The following is a 24767-nucleotide window of genomic DNA, read 5'->3' as shown; positions in this document are numbered from 1 at the left end:
TCCGCTACGGCCCCGCCGCGCCCGCCCGGGCCGCGGCGGCTATGTTGCGCGCCATGCCGCCGAAGACCACGGAGTGGAACGGCGAGACGCTCCACCAGTACGCGTGCCCCGCCAGCCCGCGCGGATGGAACAGCGCCCGCTGCCCGTAGACGGTGCGCCCGGCACCGTCCCGGCCGGACGTCAGCTCCAGCCAGGCCATGCCCGGCAGCCGCATCTCGGCGCGCAGCCGCAGCAGCCGGCCCGGCTCGATCTCCTCCACCCGCCAGAAGTCCAGCGAGTCGCCCGCCCGCAGGTGCGTGGCGTCCCGCCGGCCCCGGCGCAGCCCGACCCCGCCCACGAAGCGGTCGAGCCAGCCGCGCACGGCCCAGGCCAGCGGGAAGGAGTACCAGCCGTTGTCGCCGCCGATGCCCTCGATGACCCGCCACAGCGCCTCGGGCGAGGCGTCCACGATGCGCGTCCGGCGGTCGGTGTAGAGCGAGCCGCCCGCCCAGTCGGGGTCCGTCGGCAGCGGGTCGCTCGGCGCGCCGGGCACGGAGGCCGAGGACCAGCGGGTGACCACGTTCGCCTCGCGGATGCGCTGCAGCGCCAGCCGCAGCGCCGCCTCGACGCCGATCATGCCCTCGGGCGGGTCCGGCACCCACGCGGCGATGTCGCGGTCGTGGCAGACCACCTCGTACCGCAGCGACTCCGTCAGGGGCCGCGCGATGCTCGCCGGCACCGGGGTCACCAGCCCCACCCAGTGGCTCGACAGGCGCGGCGTCAGCACCGGCACGGGCACGATCAGCCGGTGCGGCAGCCCCGCCACCTCGGCGTACTTCAGCATCATGGCGCGATAGGTGAGCACGTCCGGGCCGCCGATGTCGAAGGCGCGGCTCACCTCGGGCGGCAGCGTGGCGCAGCCCACGAGGTAGCGCAGCACGTCCCGTACGGCGATCGGCTGGATCCGGGTGCCGACCCAGCGCGGGGTGACCATCACCGGCAGCCGCTCGGTGAGGTAGCGCAGCATCTCGAAGGAGGCCGAGCCGGAGCCGATGATCACCGCCGCCCGCAGCGCCGCCGTCGGCACTCCGGAGGCGAGCAGCACCCGGCCCACCTCGGCGCGCGAGCGCAGGTGCGGCGACAGTTCCCGCTCGGGCACCCCGGCGGGGGTCAGACCGCCCAGGTACACGATCCGCCGCACGCCCGCGGCCTTCGCCCGGGACCCGAAGACCTCCGCGGCATCCCGGTCGGTCCGCTCGAAGTCCCCTCCGGTGCCCAGGGCGTGGACGAGGTAGTACGCGACGTCCACGCCCTCCATGGCCGCCCGCACCGACTCCGGGTCGGTGACGTCGCCCCGGACGACCTCCACCTCGCCCGCCCACGGGTGGTCGCGCAGCTTGCCGGGCGTACGGGCCAGGCAGCGCACCTGGTGCCCGGCCTCCAGCAGTTCGGGGACGAGCCGGCCGCCGATGTAGCCGGTCGCGCCCGTCACCAGGCAGGTGAGGCTCATCGCGGGCTCCCGGCGTCGCGGGCGAAGGGGCCGGCCGCCGGCTCGGGCGGCAGCAGGGTGCGCAGCAGCGCCGCCAGTGCCGTCAGCGCGGCCGTGAGCAGGAGCGGCAGGAGCGGCCAGAGCGGTGCCCCGGTGTGGCGCGGGGCCGGTGCGGTGCCCGGCGGCCCCGGGACCGGGCGGGCGTCCGTTCGCAGGCGCGGGCTCATCGCGCTCCCTCCGTTCCCGGGGCGGTCAGCGCGCCCGCCACCTCCGGCGGCAGCGGACGCAGCCGCAGCAGCCCGGCGACCAGGCGCGCCGTCAGGGCGTGCCAGGTCCCGGCACCGCGCAGCATCGCGTGGTCGCCGCCCGGCACCACCAGGTGGCAGGCCTGGGCGCCCGACGCCCGCGCCCGGTCCGCCAGGGTCAGCGAGCCGGCCGGATCGGTGACCCGGTCCCGGTCGCCGTGCAGCAGCACCAGACGGCGCCCCGCCAGATGCCCCACCGGCTCGTCCTCGGGACACCACGGCGCCAGCCCCACGACCGCGCCCACGAGCGGATGCCCGGCCACGCGCAGCGCCGCCCGGCCGCCCATCGAGTGCCCCACCAGCACCACGGGCACCTCCCCGGCGCGTTGCCGCAGTGCCTCCAGCGCCCGCAGGGCGTCCCGCGCCGCGTCCTCCCGCTCGCCGTTCCAGCCGCGGTGCCGGTAGCGGACCCCGGCCAGCGCCACCGCGTGCCCGGCGGTGGCCCGGCCGATCGCGCGGACGAAGGGACGCATCCGGACCCCCGGCAGGTTCCACGGCGGGGGCGGTTCCAGGCCCTCCGCACGACCGCCGTGCAGCACCAGGACGGCGGCGCGCGGCCGCTGGGGCAGCACGTACGGGACCAGCGCCGGACGCGGCGTGCCGCCGCCCGCTTCGTCACCGTACGTCATCGGACCGCCCCTCTCGTGCGCTCTCCGTCATTATCGGCCGCCCTCCGTGACGACGCCCGTCACGTGCGTCCACCCATGGATTCGCGGCCGTCCGCCCGGCGGATTGCCGCACCGACCAATCCGTCCCGCCACGGGCTCCGAACGACCAGCAGGGAGAGGACCGCGACGAAGGGACGGGACGTGACCGAAGCAAGGCGAAGGGTGGCCGTCGTGGGCAGCGGCGTCGCCGGGCTCACCGCCGCCTACCTGCTGCAACGGCACTGCGACGTGTCGCTGTTCGAGGCCGACGACCGGCTCGGCGGGCACGCCCACACGCACGACGTACCCTCCTGCGACGGCCGGGTGACCGCCGTCGACACCGGCTTCATCGTCCACAACGAGCGCACCTACCCCACCCTGCTGCGGATCTTCGCCGAACTCGGCGTCCCCACGCAGGAGTCCGAGATGAGCATGTCCGTGCGCTGCGAGGGCTGCGGCCTGGAGTACGCGGGTGCGCGTGGCCCCTCGGGGATCTTCGCGCAACCGCGCAACGCGCTGCGCCCGGCCTATCTGCGTATGCTGGCCGAAGTGCCCCGATTCCACCGCCTGGCCCGGCGGCTGCTCGCGGAGGGCGGTTCCGACGACACCACCACGCTGGGGGAGTTCCTCGGCGCGGGGGAGTTCTCGGCGTACTTCACGGCCCACTTCACGACCCCGCTGGTGGCCTGCGTCTGGTCCTGCTCGCCGCGGACCGCCGCGCGCTACCCGGCGGTCTACCTCTTCCGGTTCCTCGACCACCACGGGATGCTCTCGGTGGGCGGTTCCCCCACCTGGCGGACCGTCACCGGCGGATCACGCGTCTACGTCGAGCGCATCGTCAAACGGCTCACCGCGATCCGCACCGCCACCCCCGTGCGCGCCCTGCGCCGGCACGCCGACGGCGCCGACGTCGTCACCGACGACGGGGACACCGAGACGTACGACGCGGTGGTCGTCGCCACCCACCCCGACCAGGCACTACGGCTGCTCGCCGACCCCACCGCGGAGGAGCGCCGGGTGCTCGGCGCCATCCCGTACTCCAGCAACCCGACGGTGCTGCACACCGACACCACGCTGCTGCCCCGCAGCCGCGGCGCCCGCGCCTCCTGGAACTACCTCATGCCCACCTGCGCCCCCGGCCCCGGCGGGGTCCGCGTCAGCTACGACATGAACCGCCTCCAGCGGCTGGACACCCCCGAGCGCCACGTCGTCACCCTCGGCGACGAGGAACGCGTCGACCCCGCCCGGGTGCTCGCCCGCATGGTGTACGAACACCCCGTCTACACCCCCGCGTCGCTGGCCGCGCGACGGCGGCTGCCGGCCCTCGCGACCCCCGTCACCGCCTTCGCCGGGGCGTACCACGGCTGGGGCTTCCACGAGGACGGTTGCCGTTCCGGCGCCGAGGCCGCCCGCCACCTGGGGGCGCGATGGTGACCCCCGCGGGCCTGCCGCCGCAGGTGCCCGCCCTGTACGAGTGCACGATCACCCACGTGCGCACCGATCCGCTGCGGCACGCCTTCGCCCACCGCACCTACATGTGGCTGACCGACCCCGCCCGGCCGCCCCGGCTCCCCGCCGCGCTGCGCCCGCTCGCCCGCTTCGACCCCTGTGACCACTTCGGCGGCCGGCACCCGACCGTACGGGCCGCCCTCGACGCCTGGCTGGCCGCGCAGGGCGTCGACCTGCACGGCGGCCCGGTCCGGATGCTCAGCCACGCCCGGGTCCTCGGCCACGTGTTCAACCCGCTGACCCTGTACTGGTGCCACGACCCGGACGGCACCCTCGTGTGCGTGGTCGCCGAGGTCCACAACACCTACGGGGAACGGCACGCCTACCTGCTGCGCACCGACGGCCGCGACGGCGTCCACGTCGCCAAGGACTTCTACGTCTCCCCGTTCCTCCCCGTCGACGGCGGCTACCGCATGCGGCTGCCCGAGCCGCACGACCGGCTCCACCTCACCGTCCACCTGGAACGGCCCGGCGGCGGCACCCCGTTCACCGCCACCGTGCGCGGCGAGCGGCGCCCGGCGACCGCGCCGGGCCTGCTGCGTGCCGCCGCCCGCCACCCCTGGTCCACGGCCGCGGTGTCGGCCGGCATCCGCCGGCACGGCATCCGGCTCCTGCTGCGCGGACTGCCCGTGCAGCCCCGTCCCGTCCACGCGCCCCAGGAGGGTTTCGAGTGACCATGTCCACCACGTCCGTCCCCCTCTCCGCTTCCGCACCCGCCTCCGGCGTGGACCCCCGCCGCTGGCCGGACGTCGCCGCGCCGCCACGGTGCTCACGGCTGCGCGCCGCGGTCGCCGGCGCCGTGCTGCGACGCGCCCTGAGCGGGCTCCCGCTGCGCTGCCGGCTCGGCGACGGCGGCCCGGTCCTCGGCACGGGAGGGCCCACCATGCTGATCGCCGACCCCGAGGCCTTCCACCGCCGGGTCGGCACCGGAGGACTCATCGGCTTCGGCGAGTCCTACATGGCCGGCGAATGGGACGCGCCGGACCTGCCGGCCGTCCTCACCGTGCTCGCCTCGCACGTCACCGAGCTCGTCCCCCGGCCGCTGCAGCGGCTGCGCGCCCTGTGGGCACACCGGCAGCCCACCGAGCGGCGCAACACCCTCGACGGCGCCCGCGGCAACATCCACGCCCACTACGACCTGTCCAACGAGCTCTTCGCCCTCTTCCTCGACGAGACCCTCACCTACTCCTCGGCCGTCTTCCGCGGCTTCCCCGCCCGGCGCGCCCAGCTGGCCGCCGCACAGCACCGCAAGATCGACCGGCTGCTCGACCTGGCGGGCGTCGGCGAGGGCACCCGGATGCTGGAGATCGGCACCGGCTGGGGAGAGCTCGCCGTCCGCGCCGCCCGCCGCGGCGCCGAGGTCGTCTCCGTCACCCTCTCCGAGGAACAGCGCCGGCTCGCCACGGCCCGGATCGCCGCCGCCGGGCAGCAGGACCGTGCCACCGTCCGGCTGCGCGACTACCGGCAGGTGACCGGGAGCTACGACGCCATCGTCAGCGTCGAGATGATCGAGGCCGTCGGCGCCGAGTACTGGCCGGTGTACTTCACCGCCCTGGACCGGCTGCTCGCCCCCGGCGGCACGGTCGCGCTCCAGGCGATCACCATGCCCGACGAGCGCATGCTCGCCACCCGCGACACCTACACCTGGATGCAGAAGTACGTCTTCCCCGGCGGGCTCATCCCCTCCCTGGAGGCGATCGAGCGGACCCTCGACGAGCACACCACGCTGCGCGTCACCTCCTGCGACGGCTTCGGACCGCACTACGCCGAGACGCTGCGGCTGTGGCGCGAGCGCTTCACCGAACGGGCCGCCGACGTCGCCGCCCTCGGCTTCGACGAGACCTTCCGCCGCATGTGGACCCTCTACCTCGCCTACTCCGAGGCCGGTTTCCGCTCCGGCTACCTCGACGTGTGCCAACTGCGGCTGACCCGGGGGGAGACCACCAGGTGAAGGGCGCCGCGGACACCCTCGCCCCGTTGCTGGAGCAGTTCACCGGCGGGCCGCTGCCCGTGCGGCTGCGGGCCTGGGACGGCAGCACCGCCGGGCCGCGCGACGCCCCCGTGGTCGTCCTGCGCTCCCGGCGGGCGCTGCGAAGACTCCTGTGGCAGCCCGGCGAACTCGGCCTCGCCGAGGCGTACATCACCGGGGACATCGACGTGCGCGGCGACCTCACCGAAGGCCTGCGCGCCGTGTGGCACGCGGCACGCGACGGCGGGCTGCGCCCTCCCCGGCTCACCGCGGCCGACCGGCTCCGCGCCGCCGGCGCCGCCGTACGGCTCGGTGCGGTCGGCCCCCGGCCGCCCGCCCCGCGCGGACGCGCCCGGCTGAACGGCACCCCGCACACCAGGGGCCGCGACCGGGCCGCCATCAGCCACCACTACGACCTGTCCAACGACTTCTACGAACTCCTCCTCGACCCCTCCATGGCCTACTCCTGCGGCTACTGGAACCGCCACGACGACCCGTCGTACGGCCTCGCCGACGCCCAGCGCGACAAGCTCGAACTCATCTGCCGCAAGCTGGACCTGCGCCCCGGCACGCGGCTGCTCGACATCGGGTGCGGCTGGGGCGCGCTCGCCCTGTACGCCGCGCAGACCCACCGCGCGCAGGTCCACGCGGTCACCCTCTCCCGCGCCCAGCGGGACTTCGTACGGGACCGGATCCGCGAACGCGGCCTGGAGCAGTACGTCACCGTCGAACTGCGCGACTACCGCGACCTGGAGGGCAGCGGCGGCTACGAGGCGGTCACCGCGATCGAGATGGGCGAGCACGTCGGCGACGCGCACTACCCGCGGTTCGCCGGAGCGATCCACCGCATGCTGCGCCCCCGGGGCAGGGCGCTGGTGCAGCAGATGTCCCGCGGCCGCGTCACCCCCGGTGCCGGCGCCTTCATCGAGACCTACATCGCCCCCGACATGCACATGCGCCCGCTCGGCCGGACCGTGGGGCTGCTGGAGGACGCGGGCCTGGAGGTGCGGGCGGTGGAGTCCCTGCGCGAGCACTACGTCCACACGGTGCGGGCCTGGCTGGCCACCCTGGAGCAGCGCTGGTCCGACGTCGTCCTCCTGGCCGGAGAGGAGACCGCCCGCGTGTGGCGGCTGTACCTGGCGGGCGGCGCGCTGGCCTTCGCCGAACGCCGCATGGGCGTCGACCAGATCCTCGCCGTACGGCCCGCGGCCGACGGCACCGGAGGCACTGCCGGCACGCCCGCCGCCTGGTACGCGGGGTGGTGAGGCGGTGAACGGCTTCCCCTGGGGGGCGTTCGGGGTGGGCGTGGCGGTGGCCGCCGGGGCCGTGCTCGCCGTCATGCTCGCCACCTTCGCGTTCGCCCTGTCCCGCGGCAGGCACCGCTACGTCGACGTCGCCTGGGGCGTGGCCTTCACCGCGGTCGCCGGGTCCGCCTACGGCATGTCCGCCGGGCACGGCGACCCGGCCCGCCGCGCGCTGGTGCTCGCACTGACCGCCGTGTGGGGCCTGCGGCTCGCCGTCCACATCGCCCGCCGAGGCCGCGGCCACGGTGAGGACCCCCGCTACGAGGCCTTCCTGGCCAAGGCCCGCGGCAGCCGGGCCGCCTACGCACTGCGCGCGGTGTACCTGCCGCAGGGCGCGCTCGTCCTGGTCGTCTCGCTGCCCGTCCAGGCCGCCTCGTACATCCCCGGGCCGCTCGGCCCGGCGGCCGCGGTCGGCGCGCTGCTCTGGCTCACCGGCCTGCTTTTCGAGGCCGCCGGCGACCACCAGCTGGCCCGGTTCAAGGCCGACCCGGCGCACCGGGGCCGCATCATGGACCGCGGCCTGTGGAGCTGGACCCGGCACCCCAACTACTTCGGCGACTTCTGCGTCTGGTGGGGGCTGTTCGCGCTGACCTGCGACGCCTGGCAGGCCGCCGCGGTGTCGGTCGTGTCCCCGCTGCTGATGTCGTACCTGCTGACCCGGGGCAGCGGGAAGGCCCTGCTGGAACGGCACATGGCGGACCGCCCCGGCTGGGCCGCCTACGCGTCGCGCACCAGCGGTTTCTTCCCCCGGCCCCCGCGCCGGCGCGCCGGCGTCCCGCCGGGGTGAGGGGGCGGGCGCGGGCGGCCCGGGCGCCGCGTCGAGGCGGGCGATGGCGGTGGCCCCCGGCGGGCGCGGCTATGTGGCGCGGGCGCCGCGGAAGCGGGCGAGGGCCTCTTCGAGGTCGACGAGGGGGGCGGGGTAGTCCAGGGCGGCCCGCTCGTCCTCGGGGAGCCGCCAGGGGCGGTGCACGGCGCCGCCCCGCACCTGCGCCAGCTCCGGCACCCAGCGGCGCACGTAGGCGCCGTCCGGGTCGAAACGGCGGGCCTGCACCAGGGGGTTGAGCACCCGGTTCGGGCGGGTGTCGGTGCCGGTTCCGGCCACCCACTGCCAGTTCAGCTGGTTGTTGGCGATGTCGCCGTCCACCAGCAGCTCCAGGAAGTGCGCGGCGCCGATCCGCCAGTCCACGTACAGCGTCTTGGTCAGGAAGCTCGCGGCCAGCAGCCGCGCCCGGTTGTGCATCCAGCCCTCGTGCCGCAGCTGCCGCATCGCCGCGTCGATCAGCGGGTATCCGGTACGGCCCTCGCGCCACGCGTCCGCCTCGGGCCCGTCACCGTGCCAGCGGTCACCGCGCGGCCGCAGGTCCCGGGAGGCGGCGTCGGGGCGGGCGGCGAGCACCTGGTGGTGGAACTCCCGCCACGCGACCTGCCGCACGAACGCGTCCGCGCCCGGCCCTGCGGCCTCACGGGCGCGCCGGACCAGCTCGGTGGCCGACAGGCAGCCGAAGTGCAGGTACGGCGACAGACGCGAGGTGGCGTCGCCCGCGAGGTCGTCGTGGCGGTCCTCGTACGCGGCGAGGCCCGAAGCCCGCCAGGCCCGCCAGCGCTCGCGGGCCTCGGTCTCCCCGCCCGCGGGCAGCCCGGGCGACGTGCCCGTGGGCGGCTCCGGGATCGGCCGGGAGGCCACGCCGTCCGGGACGCGGACCACGCGGGGCGCATCCAGCGGGTCGCGCAGATCCGCGGTCTCCCAGCGCCGGAAGTACGGCGTGAACACCCCGAAGCTGTCCTTGCCTGCCGGGGTCACCGCGCCGGGCGGCACCGCGGTCAGCACGGCGTCGTGCACCCGGAGTTCGCGGCCCGCCGCTGCCAGCGCCTCCCGCAGCCGCTCCTCGCGCCGCGCGGCGTAGCGGCTCACCCCCGCTGCGACGTGCACCTGCCCGGCGCCGGTCTCCTCCGCGACCCGGCACGTCTCGCGCGCCACGTCCCCGTGGCGCAGCACCAAACGCCCGCCGCGCTTGCGCAGCCGCTCGTCCAGGTCGGCGAGGCAGCCCGCGAGGAACGCGGCGCGGTTCGGGGCGGCGAAGCCCGCGGCCTCGATGGCCTGATCGAGCACGAACAGGGGGACGACCTGCTCCGCGGAGTCGAGGGCGGCCCGCAGGACCGGGTTGTCGTGGAGCCGCAGATCGGCGGTGAACAGGCAGATCGACGTCGTCGTCACGTCCGGGGCACTCCTCCTGGCCGGCATTCGCGCCCGGCGAGCCTATGGTGCCGCCTCCCACCGCGGCGTGAGGCGCCCCGCCGCGGCCTCGCGAGCGCGGGGCGTTTCCCGTGGAGCCACGCCCTCCCGGGGCGCCCCCACGGCGGCGTCACCCCCACGTGGGGCCCTCGCCCATGGGCCGGGCGCCCGGATCGTGGCCATGTCGTTCCCTTTTCTGGTCCGGGGACGACCTGGGTGCCCTCCGGTGGAGTGGAGATGGGGCGAGGGGCCAGAAGACTGGTCCGGAGGTGCTCGCCTCCTGCGCGTCGTGGCGCGAGACGATGCCGCCGCCGGGCGCGGTCATGCCGAAGCGGGCGAACGCCGCGACGAGGACGAACGCGCCTGCGGCCAGGGCGAAGCAGAGCGTGAAGCGGCTCTCGGCGGCTGCGTGGCCGGGGGCGCCGGCGGCCGGCACGGCTGCGTCGCCCGGAGGCGGGGCACGCCCGGTCCTCGGCCGGCTGCCCTCGGGGACGGGAGCTCCCCGAGCTTTGGTGGGCGGAGCCGTACCGTCACGGGGTGGTTGTGCGGGTGCTCATGTGGCGGTGTCCTCGGGGGCAGGCGCTGTCCGGGGTCCGGCTGGGGGTGCCCTGCCACAGCGGCCGCCCAGGACCCTCGGCCCGGCCGGCCCGCCGCCGCGCACCGCACCGGACGGGGTGCGGAGCGGAGCGGTGCGCGGCGGTGCGCGGTGGCGTCAGGCCGGGAAGTCCATCAGGGCCAGGGGGTCGGAGGTCGGCTGCGGGGAGCCGCCGGCGGGTTCGACGGTGATGCCCATGCCGGAGGCGCCGTCGACGTTGCCCCGGAGGAGGACGGCCTGGGTCGTGTCGCCGCCGGACGGCTTCGGCATGAGGCCCGCGGAGCGCATCGTGCCGCCGTCGGCGTACCAGAGCTGGTAGACCCGGTCGCCGCTCAGCGCGGGCATGCCGTGGGCGAAGAAGACCGCGCGGTCCTGGCTGCGGGAGACGACGACCGTGCCGCTGGCGCCGCCCGCGAGCTTCGCGGAGGTGGTGACGGCGTCGGGCGCGGCCAGGACCCGGGAGATCTGATCCGCCTGGGCCTGGGTCCGCTGGTTCTCCCGGCGCAGGTCGCCGAGTTGTTGCTGCTGCCAGACCGCGACCCCGCCCAGGATCGCGGCCGCGGCGAGGCAGGCCGCCAGGGCGAAGCGGACGCGGCGCCGTGCGGGCTGCGAGGCGCGGCGGCGCATCGCACGGGCCGCGGCGCGCGGCGGCTCGGGCACCGACGGAGGCTCCTGCCGTACGTTGACGATGAGCCGCATGACGTCGTCCTTCATGCGGGGCGGGACGGGTTCGGCCGCGGCGAGCCCGAGGCGGGCGGCGGTCGCGGTCAGCTCGCGCACCTCCAGCGCGCAGGCCTCGCACTCCGCGAGGTGGCGTTCGAACTCCGCGCGCTCGTGCCGCGTCAGCGCGTCGACGGCGTAGGCGCCGGTGAGGGTGTGCAGCTCGGCCTCGGTGCTCACGCGGTCACCCCCAGGCAGTCGCGCAGCCGGATCAGGCCGTCCCGCAGCCGGGTCTTGACGGTGCCCAGCGGCAGCGACAGCAGCTCGGCCACCTCCCGGTACGTCAGCCCCCGGTAGTAGGCGAGGGTCACCGACTGGTGCTGCACCTCGGTGAGGGTGCGCATGCAGCGTCGCACCTGTTCGGCCTCCAGCCGGGCCTCCACCTGCTCGGTCACCTCGTCGTAGGCGGGGGTGCGCTCCAGCAGCGCAGCCCTGTGCTCGCGGTCCGCCGCCGCGCTGGCGGACCGTACCCGGTCCACGGCCCTGCGGTGGGCCAGGGTCATCACCCAGGTCATCGCGCTGCCCTTCTCCGGCCGGAAGCGGGCGGCGGTGCGCCACACCTCCACCAGCACCTCCTGCGTCACCTCCTCCGACTGGGCGGGGTCCCTGAGCACTCCGCGCACCAGTCCGAGCACCGGTCCGCTCACGGCGTCGTACAGCCGGGCGAAGGCCTCCTGGTCGCCGCGCGCGACGGCGAGCAGCAGCTCCGAGAGGTCCGGCCCCTGCCGTGCGGGCCTGCCGAACCGCAGCGGTTCCCTCACCACACCTCCAGCGTTCGATTCCGTGTGTCGAGGACAAGTCTCGCGTCCGGCATTCGGCGCCGCGAGCGATTCGGATTGGTCCGTCGTACCGTGGCAGTCATGTCCGACACCACCTCAGCAGCAGTCCTGGGCACCGGGATCATGGGTGCCGCGATGGCCCGCAACCTTGTCAAGGCCGGCCTCGACGTCCGTGTGTGGAACCGTACGAAGGAGAAGGCGCAGCCGCTCAGCAAGGACGGCGCACGCGTCGTCGACACCCCCGCGGAGGCGGTGGACGGCGCCGACGTGGTGCTGACCATCCTGCACGACGCGGACTCCGCCCTCGAGACCATGCGGCAGGCGGCGCCGGCGCTGCGCAAGGGCGCGGTGTGGGCGCAGTCCACCACCGCGGGTGTAGGCGCCCTCGGGGAGTTCGCGCGGTTCGCGCGCGAGCACGGCGTCGTCTTCCTCGACTCGCCCGTGCTGGGCACCCGGCAGCCCGCGGAGAACGGGCAGCTCCTGGTGCTGGCCGCCGGGCCGCAGGAGGCCCGGCAGGCCGTGGCGCCGGTCTTCGACGCGATCGGCAGCCGCACCGTGTGGGTGGGGGAGGACGCGGCCGAGGGCGCGGCCAGCCGGCTGAAGCTGGTGATCAACAGCTGGGTGCTGACCGTCACCCACGGCACCGCCGAGGCCCTCGCACTGGCGAAGGGCCTCGGCGTGGACGGCGCGGACTTCCTCAAGGCCGTCTCCGGCGGCCCCCTCGACATGGGCTACCTGCAGGCGAAGGGGGCGTCGATCCTGGCCGGGGACTTCAGCCCCAGCTTCGCGGTGCAGACCGCGGAGAAGGACGCCCGCCTGATCGTGGAGGCGGGGGAGTCCGTGGGGGTCCGGCTCGACGTGGCCGCGGCCGGCGCCGAGCGCTTCCGCCGCGCGGCCGAGCTCGGGCACGGCGGGGAGGACATGGCGGCCTCGTACTTCGCGAGCTTCGAGAAGTGATCACCCGATGTGCGGGAAGAGGCTGGTGAAGTACGCCGCCGCCTCGGCGGCGTCCCGGCCGAAGGGGGCGTCCAGGTCCCAGATGAGGAAGAGCAGGAAGGCGATCAGGGCGCTATAGAGGCCGGCGAGGAGCAGTTCGCGCCGGGAGCGCCTGATCTGCAGGCTGAAGATCAGCCCCACCGCGACGAGGGCGCCGGTGACCAGGCCGAACCACACCACCCCCGGCATGGTCGGCCCGGCGTTCTCGCCGCGGGCGGTGCGCGCGTCGTCGGCGGCCGCGACCTGGTCCACGACCGGCTGGTACGCCTGGTTGGCCAGCGGGGTGCGCGGCTCGAAGTCGGTCACGTCGCGGCGCACCTTGCCGAGGAGCTCCGAGCCGCGCTGGGTGTTCTCGCCGTGCTTGAGCATGTAGGGCAGCTCGGTGTGCGCGACGTAGGAGACGTACGCGTCCACGTCGGCGCGCACCTGGTCGCGGACGGCGGCGGGGTAGACCTGCACCCGCTGGCGCACCTCGTGCAGGGCCTGGGTCTCGCGGTGCAGCGTGTCCTCGGCGCCGCCGCGCGCCTCCCACACGCCGGCGATGGCGAGGCCGAGGACGATGGCGTACACCACGCCGATCATCATCGTCATGTACTCGATGACGTCGGGGGTCTCCGAGGGGTCGTCGTCGTCCCCGATGCGACGGTGGTTGATGGCCACGATGGTCAGGACGACCGCGCAGGCCGCGGCCATCGCGATGGCCAGGACGAGCCAGTCCGACATCGATCACCTCCGTGAGCGGGCTTGGGAGCGGGGCTTGAGCGCGGCGGCGGACAGGACCGCGGGCGCGGTGACCAGCAGCATGAGATGGACGATGCTCGGGCCGTCGGGGGCGGGCGGCGGGCTCGCCTTGCGGTAGGCGACCGGCGGGAGTTCCGCTCGGTGCGTCGGGGTGGGAGTGGGGGTGGGGGTCGGCGTGGGTGTCGGGGTCGGTGGCGGAGTGGGGGTGGGGGTGGGCGTGGGTGTGGGGGCCGGTGCGCGGCGTACGGGGCGGGCGGGGGTGGGCCGCGGTGCCGGCCCGCAGGGGTGTCGCCAGGACACCGAGCCCCGTGAACCGCCGCTGTCCGTGCGGGCGTTCACCGTCGACTCGTACGCCGGGCAGTGCCGCCGCCGGACGGTCGCGGACGAACCGCCGCTGCCGGTGCGTGCGTCCACGGTGTCCCCGCCGTGGGTGACCCGGGCCCTCGTCTCCCCGCCGCGGGTCTCCACGCGGACGGCGCCGCCGCCGGTCTCCACCCGTACGGTGCCGTCGGGCAGGAACCGGACCACGGGCGGGCCCGGTGGACCCGGCGGATCATGCGCGTACGCCGTCCCCCCGGCCGCCCCCGGCCCCAGCACCGCCAGTGCCGCGGCCGCCGTGAGGCCGGCCCCCCTCAGCCAGATGCTCATGGACGAGATCCTGCGCGGTGCCGCGCGGGCCCATCCGGGGGACCCGGCCAATCCCCCCGAAGGGCTGATTCGTCAGCTCAGCACGCGCCGCAGCGCACGCCGGGCGCGGTCGGGGGCGGTCCGGTCGCCGAAGAGCTGGACGGCGTGGTTGAGGGAGAAGTAGATCCCGTTCAGCTCGAAGACCAGTTGTTCGGGGTCGGTGCCGGGCGGCAGTTCGCCGAGTTCCACGGCGGCCCGGATGTCGCGGGTCAGCCGACGGCGCCAGACGGTGTAGAGCCGGGCGACCGCGTCCCGTACCGGCCCCTCGCGGCCGTCGAACTCCACGGCGGAGGCGGTGAACAGGCAGCCGCCGGGGAAGGCCTCGCGTTCGCGGTCCAGGTAGGTCACCCACGCCTCGCAGATCGCGGTCAGCCGGGCGAGCCCGGGAGCGGCCCCGGCGGCGGGCACCCAGACGGCGCGGGTGAAGATCTCCGAGGCCCGCCGCAGGGCGGCGATCTGCAGGGCCTCCTTGGTACCGAAGTGCCCCAGCAGCCCGGACTTGCTGATCCCGAGGTCGGTCGCGAGCCGGCCGATCGTGAGGCCCTCCAGGCCCTCCACGGAGGCGACCGCGACGCTGCGTTCGATGATCCGCTCGCGGGTGTGGCGTGCCTCGGCGGCGGACTTGCGTGGGCTCATGGGGCCATCGTAGCCACCCCTCCCCCTTTAGAGTCCGACCGATCGGTCGCTATAGTTTCGGCCATGACTGCATCCCGCATCGCCGCCCTCGGTCACCACCAGCCGCAACGTGTCCTCACCAACGACGACTTGGCCGCCATGGTCGACACCAGTGACGCCTGGATCCGGCAGCGCACGGGCATCGCGACCCGGCACATCGCCGCCGAGGACGAGACGGTCGCCGACATGGCGAGCGCCGCGGCGGGCAAGGCGCTCGCCGCGGCGGGCCTGGACGCCGCCGACGTCGACCTGGTCGTCGTGGCCACCTCCAGCGCCGTCGACCGCTGTCCCAGCACCGCCGCCCAGGTCGCGGCCCGGCTCGGCATGACGGCTCCCGCCTCCTACGACCTCAACAACGCCTGCGCGGGCTTCACCACCGCGCTCGCCGCCGCCGACCACTCCGTGCGGGCCGGCGCCGCCCGGCACGCCCTGGTCATCGGCGCCGAGAAGATGTCCGACCTCACCGACTGGAGCGACCGCAGCACCTGCGTCCTGCTGGGCGACGGGGCGGGCGCGGCCGTCGTCAGCGCCGCCGATGCCGCTCCGGGGACGCTCCCCGGCATCGGCCCCGTCGTGTGGGGCTCGGACCCCACCCGCGCCGACGCCGTACGGCTGGCCGGCGCCTGGCAGCCCCGCTTCGCCCAGGACGGCCAGGCGGTCTTCCGCTGGGCCACCACGACCCTCGCCCCGATCGCCGAGGAGGCCTGCGCCCGCGCCGGTGTGGCCGTCGCCGACCTCGGGGGCATCGTGACGCACCAGGCCAACCTGCGGATCATCGAGGGCGTCGTACGCCAGCTGGGGGCACCGCAGGCGGTGGTGGCCCGGGACGTCGTCGACTCCGGCAACACCTCCGCCGCCTCCGTGCCGCTCGCCTTCTCCAAGCTCGTCGAGCGCGGCGAACTCGCCCCCGGCGCGCCCGTGCTGCTGCTCGGCTTCGGCGGCGGGCTGTCCTGGGCCGGGCAGGTCGTCGGCTGCCCCTGACCCGGGGACGACCGAGGGCCGGTCGGCCGCGTGTGCGGCTGACCGGCCCTCAGGGGTGCGATGCGGCTCAGGCCTTGAGGGCCAGGACGACGTTGTGGCCGCCGAAGCCGAAGGAGTTGTTGATGGCCACAATCGGGCCGTCCGGCAGCTTCCGCGCCTCGGTGGAGACCAGACCGGGGTCGATCTCGTCGTCCAGTTCCGCGATGTTGATCGTCGGCGGGGCGATCCGGTGGTGCAGGGCGAGGACGGTGGCGACCGTCTCGATGCCGCCCGCGCCGCCCAGGAGGTGACCGGTCATCGACTTGGTGGCGGAGATGGCCACGTGGTCGAGGTGGTCGCCGAGCACCTTGCGGAGCGCCTTGACCTCGGCGACGTCACCCTGCGGGGTCGACGTCGCGTGCGCGTTGAGGTGCGCGACCTGCGCCAGGTCCAGGCCGGTCGCGGCGATCAGCTGCTCCAGCGCGGCGGCGATGCCGCGGCCGGTGGGCTCCGGCTGCGCGATGTGGTGGGCGTCGGCCGACAGGCCCTGGCCCAGCACCTCGGCGTAGACCCGGGCACCGCGCCTGGCGGCGTGCTCGGCCGACTCCAGGACGACGACACCCGCGCCCTCGCCGAGGACGAAGCCGTCGCGGCCCTTGTCGTACGGGCGGGAGGCGCCCTGCGGGTCGTCGTTGTTCTTCGACATCGCCATCATGTTGGCGAAGGCCGCGATCGGCAGCGGGTGGATGGCCGCTTCCGTGCCGCCGGCGATGACCACGTCGGCACGGCCGGAGCGGATCATCTCGTACGCGTAGCCGACGGCCTCGGCACCGGAGGCGCAGGCGCTGACCGGGGTGTGGACACCGGCGCGGGCGTTGACCTCCAGGCCGACGTTGGCCGAGGGGCTGTTGGGCATCAGCATCGGCACGGTGTGCGGGGACACCTTGCGCGGGCCGGAGGCCTTGAGGTTGTCGTACTGGTCGAGCAGCGTGGTGACGCCGCCGATGCCGGAGGCGATGACCGCGCCGAGGCGGTCGGGGTCGACCGAGCTGTCCTCACCGGCCTTGGCGGTGAAGCCCGCGTCGGCCCACGCCTCGCGGGTGGCGATCAGCGCGAACTGCGCCGAGCGGTCCAGCTTGCGGGCGACCGGGCGGGGCAGGATCTCCAGCGGTTCCACGGCGATCTGCGCGGCGATGCGCACCGACAGCTCGGCGGCCCAGTCCTGCTTCAGGGGGGTGACGCCGGAACGTCCGGCGATCAGTCCCTCCCAGGTCGACGCGCTGTCCCCGCCCAGCGGAGTGGTTGCGCCGATACCGGTGACGACCACGGTGTGATTGGTCGGGCTCACAGGGATTGTCTCTCCACGTCTAGAAGGGCGGGCGACAGACACGTCGTCCAGGGGTGGCTCAGGCTCAGCCCTGGGCCTTGAGGATGTAGTCGACGGCGTCGCCGACGGTCTTCAGCTGCTTGACGTCGTCGTCCGGGATCTTGACCTCGAAGCGCTCCTCGGCGGCGACGACGACCTCGACCATGGACAGCGAGTCGACGTCCAGGTCGTCGGTGAAGGACTTGTCCAGCTGGACGTCCTCGGTCGGGATGCCGGCGATCTCGTTCACGATCTCCGCGAGACCCTCGACGATCTCTTCCTGGGTGGCCATGGCGGCGCTCTCCTTCTTCGTGCTGGTTACTACGGGCTGCGGCGGGCGGGAGTGCGCGCCGCGTGAGTGTTGCCTAGGGGAGGGTAACGACAGTGGCGGCGTAGACGAGCCCCGCCCCGAAACCGATGATCAGGGCCGTGTCGCCGCTCTTGGCCTGTCCGGTGGCGAGCAGGCGCTCCATCGCGAGCGGGATCGACGCGGCGGAGGTGTTGCCGGTGGTCTCGATGTCGCGGGCGACCGCGACGTGCTCCGGCAGCTTGAGCGCCTTGATCATCGAGTCGATGATGCGCATGTTGGCCTGGTGCGGGATGAAGACGTCCAGGTCGTCCGCGGTGATCCCGGCGGCGTCCAGCGCCTCCTGGGCCACCTTGGCCATCTCGAACACCGCCCAGCGGAAGACCGTCTGGCCCTCCTGGGTGATCGCGGGGAACTTCAGCTCCCCGTTCTCGTCCACCGGCAGCTGCGCGACGTCGCCCACACGGAAGCGGTCCCACGCCACGGTCTGGGTGATGGTCCCGGACTTGTCGCCCTCCGAGCCCCAGACGGTCGGGCCGATCTCCGGCTCGTCGGCCGGGCCGATGATGACCGCGCCGGCGCCGTCGCCGAAGAGGAAGGCGGTGGCGCGGTCCGTCTTGTCGGTGAGGTCGCTCAGCCGCTCGACGCCGATCACCAGGACGTGCTTGGCGCTGCCCTCGGTGACCATGCCCTTGGCGAGGGTCACGGCGTACGTGAAGCCCGCGCAGCCCGCCGAGATGTCGAAGGCAGCCGGCTTGCCGGCGCCGATGCGGTGCGCGATCTCGGTCGCGACGGCCGGGGTCTGCTTGAAGTGGGAGACGGTGGCGACGATGACGCCCCCGATGTCCTCGGCCGAGATCCCCGCGTCGGCGATGGCCTTGCCCGCCGCGATGACCGACATCTCGGCGACCGTCTCGTCCGGGCCGGCCCAGTGCCGGGAGGCGATGCCGGAGCGCGAGCGGATCCACTCGTCGCTGGAGTCGATGGTCTCCAGGATCACCTCGTTGGGCACCACCCGGGTCGGCCGGTAGCCGCCGACGCCCATGATGCGCGCGTACGGGGAGCCCTTGCTGGGCCTGATCTTCGCCATGTCTGCGGGGACTCCTTATTCCTGGGGGCCGTGCTCGGCCACGATCGCGCGGGCGGCGTCGAGGTCGTCCGGGGTCTTCAGGGCCAGGGTCGCGACGCCGGGCAGCGCGCGCTTGGCCAGGCCCACCAGGGTGCCACCCGGAACCAGCTCGATGATCGCGGTGACGCCCATGTCCTTGAAGGTCTCCATGCACAGGTCCCAGCGCACCGGGTTGGACACCTGCGTCACCAGGCGGGAGACGATCTCGGCGCCGGAGGCGACGACCGCGCCGTCGGTGTTGGACACGTACGGCAGCGCGGGGTCGCCGACCTGCAGCGTCTGCGCCAGCTCCTCCAGCACGGCCACGGCCGGGGCCATGTGGTGGGTGTGGAACGCGCCCGCCACCTTCAGCGGGATGACCCGCGCCTTCTCCGGCTTGTCCGCGGTCAGCTCCGCGAGCTGCTTCGCCGTGCCGGCCGCCACGATCTGACCGGCGCCGTTGATGTTCGCCGGGGTGAGGCCGAGGTTCTCCAGGTGGGCGACGACCAGGTCCGGGTCGCCGCCGAGCACGGCCGACATGCCGGTCTCGGTGATGGCCGCGGCCTGGGCCATGGCGGTGCTGCGGGTGCGGACGAAGGTCATCGCCGCTTCCGCGCCCAGCACGCCGCCGACGGCCGCCGCCGTGATCTCTCCGACGCTGTGACCGGCCACGGCGCCGAGCGCGGAACGCGCGGCGGCCGGGTCGCCGAACAACTGCTCCGCCGCGACCAGGCCGGCCGCGACCAGCAGGGGCTGGGCGACGGCGGTGTCACGGATCTCCTCGGCCTCGGCCTTGGTGCCGTAGTGGGCGAGGTCGAGTCCGGCGGTCGAGGACAGACCGGCGAGACGGTCGGCGACACCGGGGAGTTCGAGCCAGGGGTTCAGGAAGCCGGGAGCCTGGGCACCCTGGCCGGGAGCGACGAGTACGAGCACGCTTTCAACTCTCTCTTGAGCGAGGTGATCCCCGCCCGTGGGGACAGGGACCAAGAACCGACGGGCGATTTGTTGGTGTCCCACAAAGGCCCTGATCGCATCTACGGTGTCTGCCCCGAGTCGGAGAGCCGGCCCAGGATGAGCGCGATACGTAGGGTGAATGCGGAGCGCACGTCCGACGGCGACCAGCCGGTGACGTCCGTCACACGTCGAAGCCGGTAGCGAACGGTGTTGGGGTGAACGAACAACATCCGGGCGGCCCCTTCCAGCGACGAGGCCTGTTCGAGGTAGACGGACAGAGTCTCAAGCAGTGCCGAACCAGCTTCCTCCAACGGCCTGTAGATCTCCTCCACCAACTGATCGCGGGCGTGTCGGTCGCCCGCCATCGCCCGCTCCGGGAGCAGGTCGTCGGAGAGCACCGGACGCGGCGCGTCGGGCCAGGCCGCACACGCCCGCAGGCCCGCCGCCGCGGCCTGCGCGGACTTCGACGCCGCCAGCAGGTCGCCCACCACGGGCCCGGCCACGACCGGCCCCGCGGCGAACGGCCCGATCAGCGCCTTGGCCACCCGCAGCGGATCCCCGTCGCCGCCCGCGACCACGATCAGCCGGTCGCCGAGCACTCCGGTGAGCACCTGCAGCTTGGCGTGCCGCGCCGCCCGCCGGATCGCCTCGACGGTGAGTTCGCTGTCGCCGTTGGGTGCCGTGCCCAGCACCACCGCGATCTTGTCGGGGGAGCTCCAGCCGAGCGCCGCCGCCCGCGACAGCACGCCCTCGTCCGCCTCGCCGGACAGCACCGCGTTGACCACCAGGGACTCCAGCCGCGCGTCCCAGGCGCCGCGCGCCTCGGCGGCCTGGGCGTAGACCTGGGCCGTCGCGAAGGCGATCTCGCGTGCGTACACCAGCAGCGCCTCGCGCAGCACCGACTCGTCGCCGGGGGCGGCGACCTCGTCGATCGCCGCCTCCATGACCTCGATGGTGGTGCGCACCATCTCCACCGTCTGGCGCAGCGAGATCGCCCGGGTCAGCTCCCGCGGGGCGGTGCCGAAGACGTCGGTGCTGATCGCCTGCGGGGTCTCCGGGTGGCGGAACCACTCCGTGAAGGCCGCGATGCCCGCCTGCGCCACCAGCCCGATCCACGAGCGGTTCTCCGGGGGCATGGCCCGGTACCAGGGCAGCTGCCCGTCCATCCGCGCGATCGCGGCCGCCGCCAGGCGCCCCGAGGACTTCTCCAGCCTCCTCAGCGTGGCGGAGTGGGGGTGGTCACGGGCGGGGTCGAATGCGTTCAGCGCGGGTTCTGGCACGGTACAAGCCTGCCTTATCCGGGCGGATGCATGGCACGGACCCCTCGGCTCCGTGCACCCGTGGCTCAGATACGGCCTCCCGCGGCGGAGTCCGCGGACAGCCGCTGGGCGAGGTAGACCGGGATCACCGACGCGGCGACCAGGACGGCGGCCACCACGTTGACGACGGGTGCCTGCTGCGGCCTGGCCATGTTGCCGAAGATCCACACGGGGAGGGTCTGGACGCCGGGGCCCGCGGTGAACGTGGTGACGACGATCTCGTCGAAGGAGAGGGCGAAGGCGAGCAGCCCGCCCGCCAGCAGCGCCGTGCGCACCAGCGGGAAGGTGATGTCGCGGAAGACCTGGAAGCCGTCGGCCCCCAGGTCCATCGCCGCCTCCTCGTACGAGCCGGAGGTGCGCCGCAGCCGGGCCACGACGTTGTTGAAGACCACCACGACGCAGAAGGTGGCGTGGCCGACGACGACCGTGAACAGGCCCAGCCCGACGCCGAGCGGCTCCAGCACCGTGCGGAACGCGGTGTTCAGGGCGATGCCCGTGACGATGCCGGGCAGCGCGATCGGCAGCACGACGACGAAGGAGAGCGCCTCCCGCCCGAAGAAGCGGTACCGGGAGACCGCGAAGGCGAGCAGGGTGCCCAGCACCAGGGAGACCGCCGTCGCGCCCAGGCCCGCCTTCACCGAGGTCCACAGCGCGGAGCGGGCGCCGGAGCTGTGCCACGCGTCGGCCCACCAGTGCAGGGTCAGGCCCGAGGGGGGCCAGCCGAAGCCGCGGGCGGCGTTGAAGGAGTTGAGCAGGACGAGCAGCAGCGGCACGTAGATGACGGCGAAGCCCAGCACGGCCGCGACGCGCAGGACGATGCGGGCGGGACGGGAGAGGTGCATGGTCACGGCCTCACAGACTCTGGAGCGCGCCGGTGCGCCGCATGGCCAGCAGGTAGACGACGATGACCGCGACCGGCACGGTGCCCAGTGCGGCGGCGAGCGGCAGGTCGAGGGTGATGTTGGAGTAGACGACGTTGCCGATCAGCTGGGTCTTGCCGCCGACGATCTGCACGGCGATGTAGTCGCCGAGGCTGAGCGAGAAGGTGAAGACCGAGCCGGCCGCGACCGACGGCAGCACCATCGGCAGCACCACGGACCGGAAGGTGCGCCAGGTGCGGGCCCCGAGGTCGGCGGAGGCGTCCAGCAGGCTGGCCGGCAGCTGCTCCAGCCCGGCGTGGACCGGCAGGATCATGTACGGCAGCCACAGGTAGGCCAGCACCATGATCGTCGCGGGCAGGCCGTAGCCGGGCCCGTCCAGGCCGAGCGGCCTCAGCGCCCAGTCCAGCGGCCCGTTCTCGGAGAGCATGATCCGCCAGGCGTACGCCTTGACCAGGTAGCTGGCCCACAGCGGGGTGAGCACGGCGACGACCAGCAGGTGCCGGTACCGCGGGGCGGCGACCCTGGCGGTGTAGAAGGCGATCGGGAAGGCGATGACGATGTCGATGACCGTCACCGCGACGGCGACGCCGAGGCTGCGCAGGGCGACGTCCCGGTAGACGCCCGTGGTGAGGACGGTGCGGAAGTTGTCCGTGTTCCAGACCTTGACCACGTCGGAGGTGAAGGCGTCGGTCGTCCAGAACGCGGAGAGGAACAGCGCGGCCAGCGAGCCCAGGTAGGCGAGGACCAGCCACAGCAGAGGGGCGGACAGCAGCAGCGACAGCCGCAGCCGCGGGCGGCGGTGCAGGGAACCTGCCAGCCGCCGCCCGAGGGAGCCGCTCGTCGTGGTGGACGGGGTGGACGGGGTCGTCACGGGTGGCTCAGCCCTTGATCTCGGTCCAGGCCTGGACCCACTTGGCGTAGGGCACGCAACGGACGTCGGTGCGGCCGTCCAGGCACTGCGGGATGGGCGTGTTCCAGAAGTGGACCTGCTTCCAGTACGGCTCGTCGGCCGCGTGGAAGACCGTGCAGTGGTTCTTGTCCGTGGTCAGGGCGCAGGACTTCTCGTTCGCCGGGGCCTCGCCGAACCACTCGGCGACCTGGGCGTTCACCTTCGGCGAGACGATCCAGTCCAGCCACTTGTAGGCGCAGTTGGGGTGCTGGGCCTTGGCCGAGACCATCCAGGTGTCGGACCAGCCGGTGGCGCCCTCGCTCGGCAGGACCGCCTCGACCGGCGCCTTCTCGGCCTTGGCGAGGTTGGCGATGACCTGCCAGCTGGTGCCGATGACGGAGTCGCCGCTCTTGAAGGCGGAGATCTCCTTCAGGTAGTCGCTCCAGTACTCGCCGACGTCCGCGTTCTGCTCCTTCAGCAGGGCGACGGAGGCGTCGAACTGGTTCTGGTCCAGCGCGTACGGGTCCTTGATGCCCAGCTCCGGCTTGGTCTTCATCAGGTAGAGCGCGGCGTCCGCGATGTAGATGGCGGAGTCGTACGCGGTGACGTGGCCCTTGTAGGGGGAGGCCTCGTCGAAGACCGCCGACCAGGAGGTGGGGGCCGGGGAGACCTTGTCGGTGCGGTACATCAGCAGGTTGGCGCCGCGGCCGTGCGGGATGCCGTAGGCGACCTCGTCCACCGAGTTCCACTTCTGCATCTTCAGGCTGGCGAAGACGTCCTTGTAGTTGGGGACCAGGTCGGTGTTGACCGGCGCCGCGTCGCCCGAGGCGATGAGGCGCAGCGAGGCGTCGCCGGAGGCCGAGACCGCGTCGTACTGGCCGGTCTTCATCAGGCTGACCATCTCGTCGGAGGTGCCCGCCACCTTGGTGTTGACCTGGCAGCCGGTCTCCTTCTCGAACGGGGTGACCCAGTCGACGGACTTGTCGTTGGAGCCGTCCTCGGCGTAGCCGGCCCAGGCGATCAGGTTGACCGCGCCCTCGGTCTTGCCCAGGGCCTTGGGCGCGCTGAGCTTGGGCGGGGTGAAGGCGCCGCCGGAGGCGCCGGCGCCCTTGCCGGGGGAGGACGACCCGCCGCAGGCGGTGGCCAGGGCCAGGACGGTACAGGCTGCGAGGGCACGGGTCAGACGCACGTGGACTCCGTTTCCGGGTGGGGGGACTGGACGGTGACGTTGTGTCGGCGGTGCCACTGGAGGCGGACACGGGTTCCCCGGTAGGCGGCGACGTCGGCCGAGGAGGTCTCCTGGTTCTGCTGCAGGGCGGTCAGCCGGCCGCCCTCGTCGAGGTCGACCAGGAAGCGCGTGGTGTCGCCGAGGTAGATGACCTCGGCGACGGTGCCGGAGACGGTGCGCAGCCCGTCGTCCGGGGCGTGCGGGGCGTCCGAGGGGCCGGCGGGAGCGCCGGGGCCCAGCAGGCGGATCTTCTCCGGGCGGACGCTGTAGGTCCCGGTGTCGTCGGTCAGCAGGTTGGAGGTGCCGACGAAGCCGGCGACGAAGGGCGTGGCCGGTCGCTCGTACACCTCGGCGGGGGTGCCGACCTGCTCGATCCGGCCCCCGTTGAAGACCGCGATCCGGTCGCTGAGGGTCAGCGCCTCCTCCTGGTCGTGGGTGACGAAGACGAAGGTGATGCCCACCTCGCGCTGGATCGCCTTCAGTTCGACCTGCATCTGTTCGCGCAGCTTGAGGTCGAGCGCCCCCAGCGGCTCGTCGAGCAGCAGCACCCGGGGACGCCCCACCAGGGCGCGGGCCAGTGCGACCCGCTGCCGCTGGCCACCGGACAGCTGTGCCGGACGGCGCCCGCCGAACCCCTCCAGCCGGACCGAGGCGAGCGCCGCGCGGGAGCGCTCGGTCCGTTCCGCCTTGGGCACCTTGCGCACCTTCAGGCCGTAGCCGACGTTCTGCTCCACCGTCATGTGCGGGAAGAGCGCGTAGTCCTGGAAGACGGTGTTGACGTCCCGCTCGAAGGGGGCGAGCCGGGTGACGTCCCGGCCGGCCAGCTCCACGGTGCCGGCGGTGGGGGCCTCGAAACCCGCGACCATCCGCAGCACGGTGGTCTTGCCGGAGCCGGAGGGGCCCAGCATCGAGAAGAACTCGCCGTCGGCGATCTCCAGGTCCACCCCGGCGACCGCGTGCACCTGGCCGAAGGACTTGCGCAGGTCCCGCAGGCGTATCGCGGGCGTCCCGGTGCCCGTTTCCTTGGCCGTTCCCTCCATCGGCGGGGAACCTTTCTCTTCGGCTGGAGCATTGACCGGAAACCTATGAAGTTATATTTCAGAGGACAAGGCCTGGCCGGGGTAAAA

Annotated in this window: 26 protein-coding genes; 7 read left to right on the top strand and 19 right to left on the bottom strand. The window is 73.9% G+C overall.

Annotated features, from left to right (window positions below; translation table 11 throughout):
• Window positions 1-4: 4 nt before the first annotated feature.
• From ACFYYN_RS10320 to ACFYYN_RS10310, 3 genes are read right to left on the bottom strand one after another with little or no spacing between them, the layout of a single operon-like run.
• A complete protein-coding gene (locus tag ACFYYN_RS10320) occupies window positions 5-1489 on the bottom strand; it encodes an SDR family oxidoreductase (RefSeq protein ID WP_500545412.1) in 1485 nt (494 codons plus the stop codon).
• Complete coding sequence (locus ACFYYN_RS10315) at window positions 1486-1695, bottom strand: hypothetical protein (protein ID WP_500545411.1); 210 nt, start codon at window positions 1693-1695, stop codon at window positions 1486-1488. Before ACFYYN_RS10315 ends, ACFYYN_RS10320 begins: the two co-directional genes overlap by 4 nt.
• Window positions 1692-2402 carry an alpha/beta hydrolase gene (locus ACFYYN_RS10310; RefSeq protein ID WP_500545410.1) on the bottom strand — a complete coding sequence of 237 codons (711 nt, stop codon included), beginning with the start codon at window positions 2400-2402 and terminating at the stop codon, window positions 1692-1694. Before ACFYYN_RS10310 ends, ACFYYN_RS10315 begins: the two co-directional genes overlap by 4 nt.
• Window positions 2403-2582: 180 nt before the next feature.
• Here ACFYYN_RS10310 and ACFYYN_RS10305 point away from each other — a divergent pair, with 180 nt between their 5' ends.
• Genes ACFYYN_RS10305 through ACFYYN_RS10285 form a run of 5 tightly spaced genes read left to right on the top strand, consistent with a single transcriptional unit; the run spans window position 2583 to window position 7989 of the window.
• Window positions 2583-3854, top strand: a complete 1272-nt coding sequence (locus ACFYYN_RS10305; protein ID WP_500545409.1) for an NAD(P)/FAD-dependent oxidoreductase — start codon at window positions 2583-2585, stop codon at window positions 3852-3854.
• Window positions 3848-4603 (top strand): DUF1365 domain-containing protein, encoded by a 756-nt coding sequence (locus ACFYYN_RS10300; RefSeq protein ID WP_500545408.1) that lies wholly within the window; start codon window positions 3848-3850, stop codon window positions 4601-4603. Before ACFYYN_RS10305 ends, ACFYYN_RS10300 begins: the two co-directional genes overlap by 7 nt.
• 2 nt (window positions 4604-4605) lie before the next feature.
• Complete coding sequence (locus ACFYYN_RS10295) at window positions 4606-5880, top strand: class I SAM-dependent methyltransferase (protein ID WP_500545407.1); 1275 nt, start codon at window positions 4606-4608, stop codon at window positions 5878-5880.
• Complete coding sequence (locus ACFYYN_RS10290) at window positions 5877-7163, top strand: class I SAM-dependent methyltransferase (RefSeq protein ID WP_500545406.1); 1287 nt, start codon at window positions 5877-5879, stop codon at window positions 7161-7163. Before ACFYYN_RS10295 ends, ACFYYN_RS10290 begins: the two co-directional genes overlap by 4 nt.
• A gap of 4 nt (window positions 7164-7167) precedes the next feature.
• Window positions 7168-7989 (top strand): DUF1295 domain-containing protein, encoded by an 822-nt coding sequence (locus tag ACFYYN_RS10285; RefSeq protein WP_500545405.1) that lies wholly within the window; start codon window positions 7168-7170, stop codon window positions 7987-7989.
• Window positions 7990-8058: 69 nt separating this feature from the next.
• Here the strand turns inward: ACFYYN_RS10285 and ACFYYN_RS10280 are convergent, their stop codons facing one another.
• The 4 genes from ACFYYN_RS10280 to ACFYYN_RS10265 form a co-directional block, all read right to left on the bottom strand.
• Window positions 8059-9444 (bottom strand): cryptochrome/photolyase family protein, encoded by a 1386-nt coding sequence (locus ACFYYN_RS10280; RefSeq protein WP_500545404.1) that lies wholly within the window; start codon window positions 9442-9444, stop codon window positions 8059-8061.
• A gap of 121 nt (window positions 9445-9565) precedes the next feature.
• On the bottom strand, window positions 9566-9871 hold the full coding sequence (locus tag ACFYYN_RS10275; RefSeq protein WP_500545403.1) for a hypothetical protein: 306 nt from the start codon (window positions 9869-9871) through the stop codon (window positions 9566-9568).
• A gap of 276 nt (window positions 9872-10147) precedes the next feature.
• Window positions 10148-10930, bottom strand: a complete 783-nt coding sequence (locus tag ACFYYN_RS10270) for an anti-sigma factor (RefSeq protein WP_500545402.1) — start codon at window positions 10928-10930, stop codon at window positions 10148-10150.
• Window positions 10927-11511: a sigma-70 family RNA polymerase sigma factor gene (locus ACFYYN_RS10265; RefSeq protein ID WP_499511711.1), complete on the bottom strand. Its 585-nt coding sequence runs from the start codon at window positions 11509-11511 to the stop codon at window positions 10927-10929. The genes ACFYYN_RS10270 and ACFYYN_RS10265 overlap by 4 nt, the downstream gene beginning before the upstream one ends.
• A 99-nt stretch (window positions 11512-11610) precedes the next feature.
• On the opposite strand from ACFYYN_RS10265, the gene ACFYYN_RS10260 reads away from it, so the two are divergent.
• The gene (locus ACFYYN_RS10260) at window positions 11611-12486 is read left to right on the top strand and encodes an NAD(P)-dependent oxidoreductase (protein ID WP_500545401.1); all 876 of its coding nucleotides are present in this window, start codon (window positions 11611-11613) and stop codon (window positions 12484-12486) included.
• Here ACFYYN_RS10260 and ACFYYN_RS10255 read toward each other — a convergent pair whose 3' ends face one another.
• The 3 genes from ACFYYN_RS10255 to ACFYYN_RS10245 all read right to left on the bottom strand — a co-directional run bounded on the left by ACFYYN_RS10255 (window position 12487) and on the right by ACFYYN_RS10245 (window position 14589).
• The gene (locus ACFYYN_RS10255; RefSeq protein ID WP_499511709.1) at window positions 12487-13248 is read right to left on the bottom strand and encodes a bestrophin-like domain; all 762 of its coding nucleotides are present in this window, start codon (window positions 13246-13248) and stop codon (window positions 12487-12489) included. It lies immediately after the preceding gene.
• A gap of 3 nt (window positions 13249-13251) precedes the next feature.
• Window positions 13252-13914 carry a hypothetical protein gene (locus ACFYYN_RS10250; protein ID WP_500545400.1) on the bottom strand — a complete coding sequence of 221 codons (663 nt, stop codon included), beginning with the start codon at window positions 13912-13914 and terminating at the stop codon, window positions 13252-13254.
• A gap of 72 nt (window positions 13915-13986) precedes the next feature.
• Window positions 13987-14589, bottom strand: a complete 603-nt coding sequence (locus ACFYYN_RS10245; RefSeq protein WP_499511707.1) for a TetR/AcrR family transcriptional regulator — start codon at window positions 14587-14589, stop codon at window positions 13987-13989.
• 63 nt (window positions 14590-14652) lie between these two features.
• On the opposite strand from ACFYYN_RS10245, the gene ACFYYN_RS10240 reads away from it, so the two are divergent.
• A complete protein-coding gene (locus ACFYYN_RS10240; RefSeq protein ID WP_500322074.1) occupies window positions 14653-15609 on the top strand; it encodes a beta-ketoacyl-ACP synthase 3 in 957 nt (318 codons plus the stop codon).
• Window positions 15610-15676: 67 nt separating this feature from the next.
• Here the strand turns inward: ACFYYN_RS10240 and fabF are convergent, their stop codons facing one another.
• The 9 genes from fabF to ACFYYN_RS10195 form a co-directional block, all read right to left on the bottom strand.
• On the bottom strand, window positions 15677-16936 hold the full coding sequence (fabF, locus tag ACFYYN_RS10235; protein ID WP_499511705.1) for a beta-ketoacyl-ACP synthase II: 1260 nt from the start codon (window positions 16934-16936) through the stop codon (window positions 15677-15679).
• Window positions 16937-17000: 64 nt separating this feature from the next.
• A complete protein-coding gene (locus ACFYYN_RS10230) occupies window positions 17001-17246 on the bottom strand; it encodes an acyl carrier protein (protein ID WP_326576364.1) in 246 nt (81 codons plus the stop codon).
• A gap of 73 nt (window positions 17247-17319) precedes the next feature.
• The gene (locus tag ACFYYN_RS10225; protein WP_499511704.1) at window positions 17320-18351 is read right to left on the bottom strand and encodes a ketoacyl-ACP synthase III; all 1032 of its coding nucleotides are present in this window, start codon (window positions 18349-18351) and stop codon (window positions 17320-17322) included.
• Between the two features lie 15 nt (window positions 18352-18366).
• Complete coding sequence (locus tag ACFYYN_RS10220; RefSeq protein ID WP_500545399.1) at window positions 18367-19302, bottom strand: ACP S-malonyltransferase; 936 nt, start codon at window positions 19300-19302, stop codon at window positions 18367-18369.
• 101 nt (window positions 19303-19403) lie between these two features.
• Window positions 19404-20603 carry a PucR family transcriptional regulator gene (locus tag ACFYYN_RS10215; RefSeq protein ID WP_500545398.1) on the bottom strand — a complete coding sequence of 400 codons (1200 nt, stop codon included), beginning with the start codon at window positions 20601-20603 and terminating at the stop codon, window positions 19404-19406.
• A 65-nt stretch (window positions 20604-20668) separates the two neighbouring features.
• On the bottom strand, window positions 20669-21484 hold the full coding sequence (locus tag ACFYYN_RS10210) for an ABC transporter permease (RefSeq protein ID WP_500545488.1): 816 nt from the start codon (window positions 21482-21484) through the stop codon (window positions 20669-20671).
• 10 nt (window positions 21485-21494) lie between these two features.
• The gene (locus tag ACFYYN_RS10205) at window positions 21495-22394 is read right to left on the bottom strand and encodes an ABC transporter permease (protein ID WP_500322079.1); all 900 of its coding nucleotides are present in this window, start codon (window positions 22392-22394) and stop codon (window positions 21495-21497) included.
• A 7-nt stretch (window positions 22395-22401) separates the two neighbouring features.
• Window positions 22402-23601, bottom strand: coding sequence for an ABC transporter substrate-binding protein (locus tag ACFYYN_RS10200; protein ID WP_500545397.1), 1200 nt, complete (start codon window positions 23599-23601; stop codon window positions 22402-22404).
• Complete coding sequence (locus ACFYYN_RS10195; protein ID WP_500545396.1) at window positions 23592-24680, bottom strand: ABC transporter ATP-binding protein; 1089 nt, start codon at window positions 24678-24680, stop codon at window positions 23592-23594. Before ACFYYN_RS10195 ends, ACFYYN_RS10200 begins: the two co-directional genes overlap by 10 nt.
• Window positions 24681-24767: the final 87 nt, after the last annotated feature.

The organism is Streptomyces sp. NPDC001902, assembly GCF_042891295.1.
Taxonomy (GTDB): domain Bacteria; phylum Actinomycetota; class Actinomycetes; order Streptomycetales; family Streptomycetaceae; genus Actinacidiphila.
Note: the sequence above shows the minus strand (reverse complement) of the source record. Positions and strands in the feature narration are given on the sequence as shown.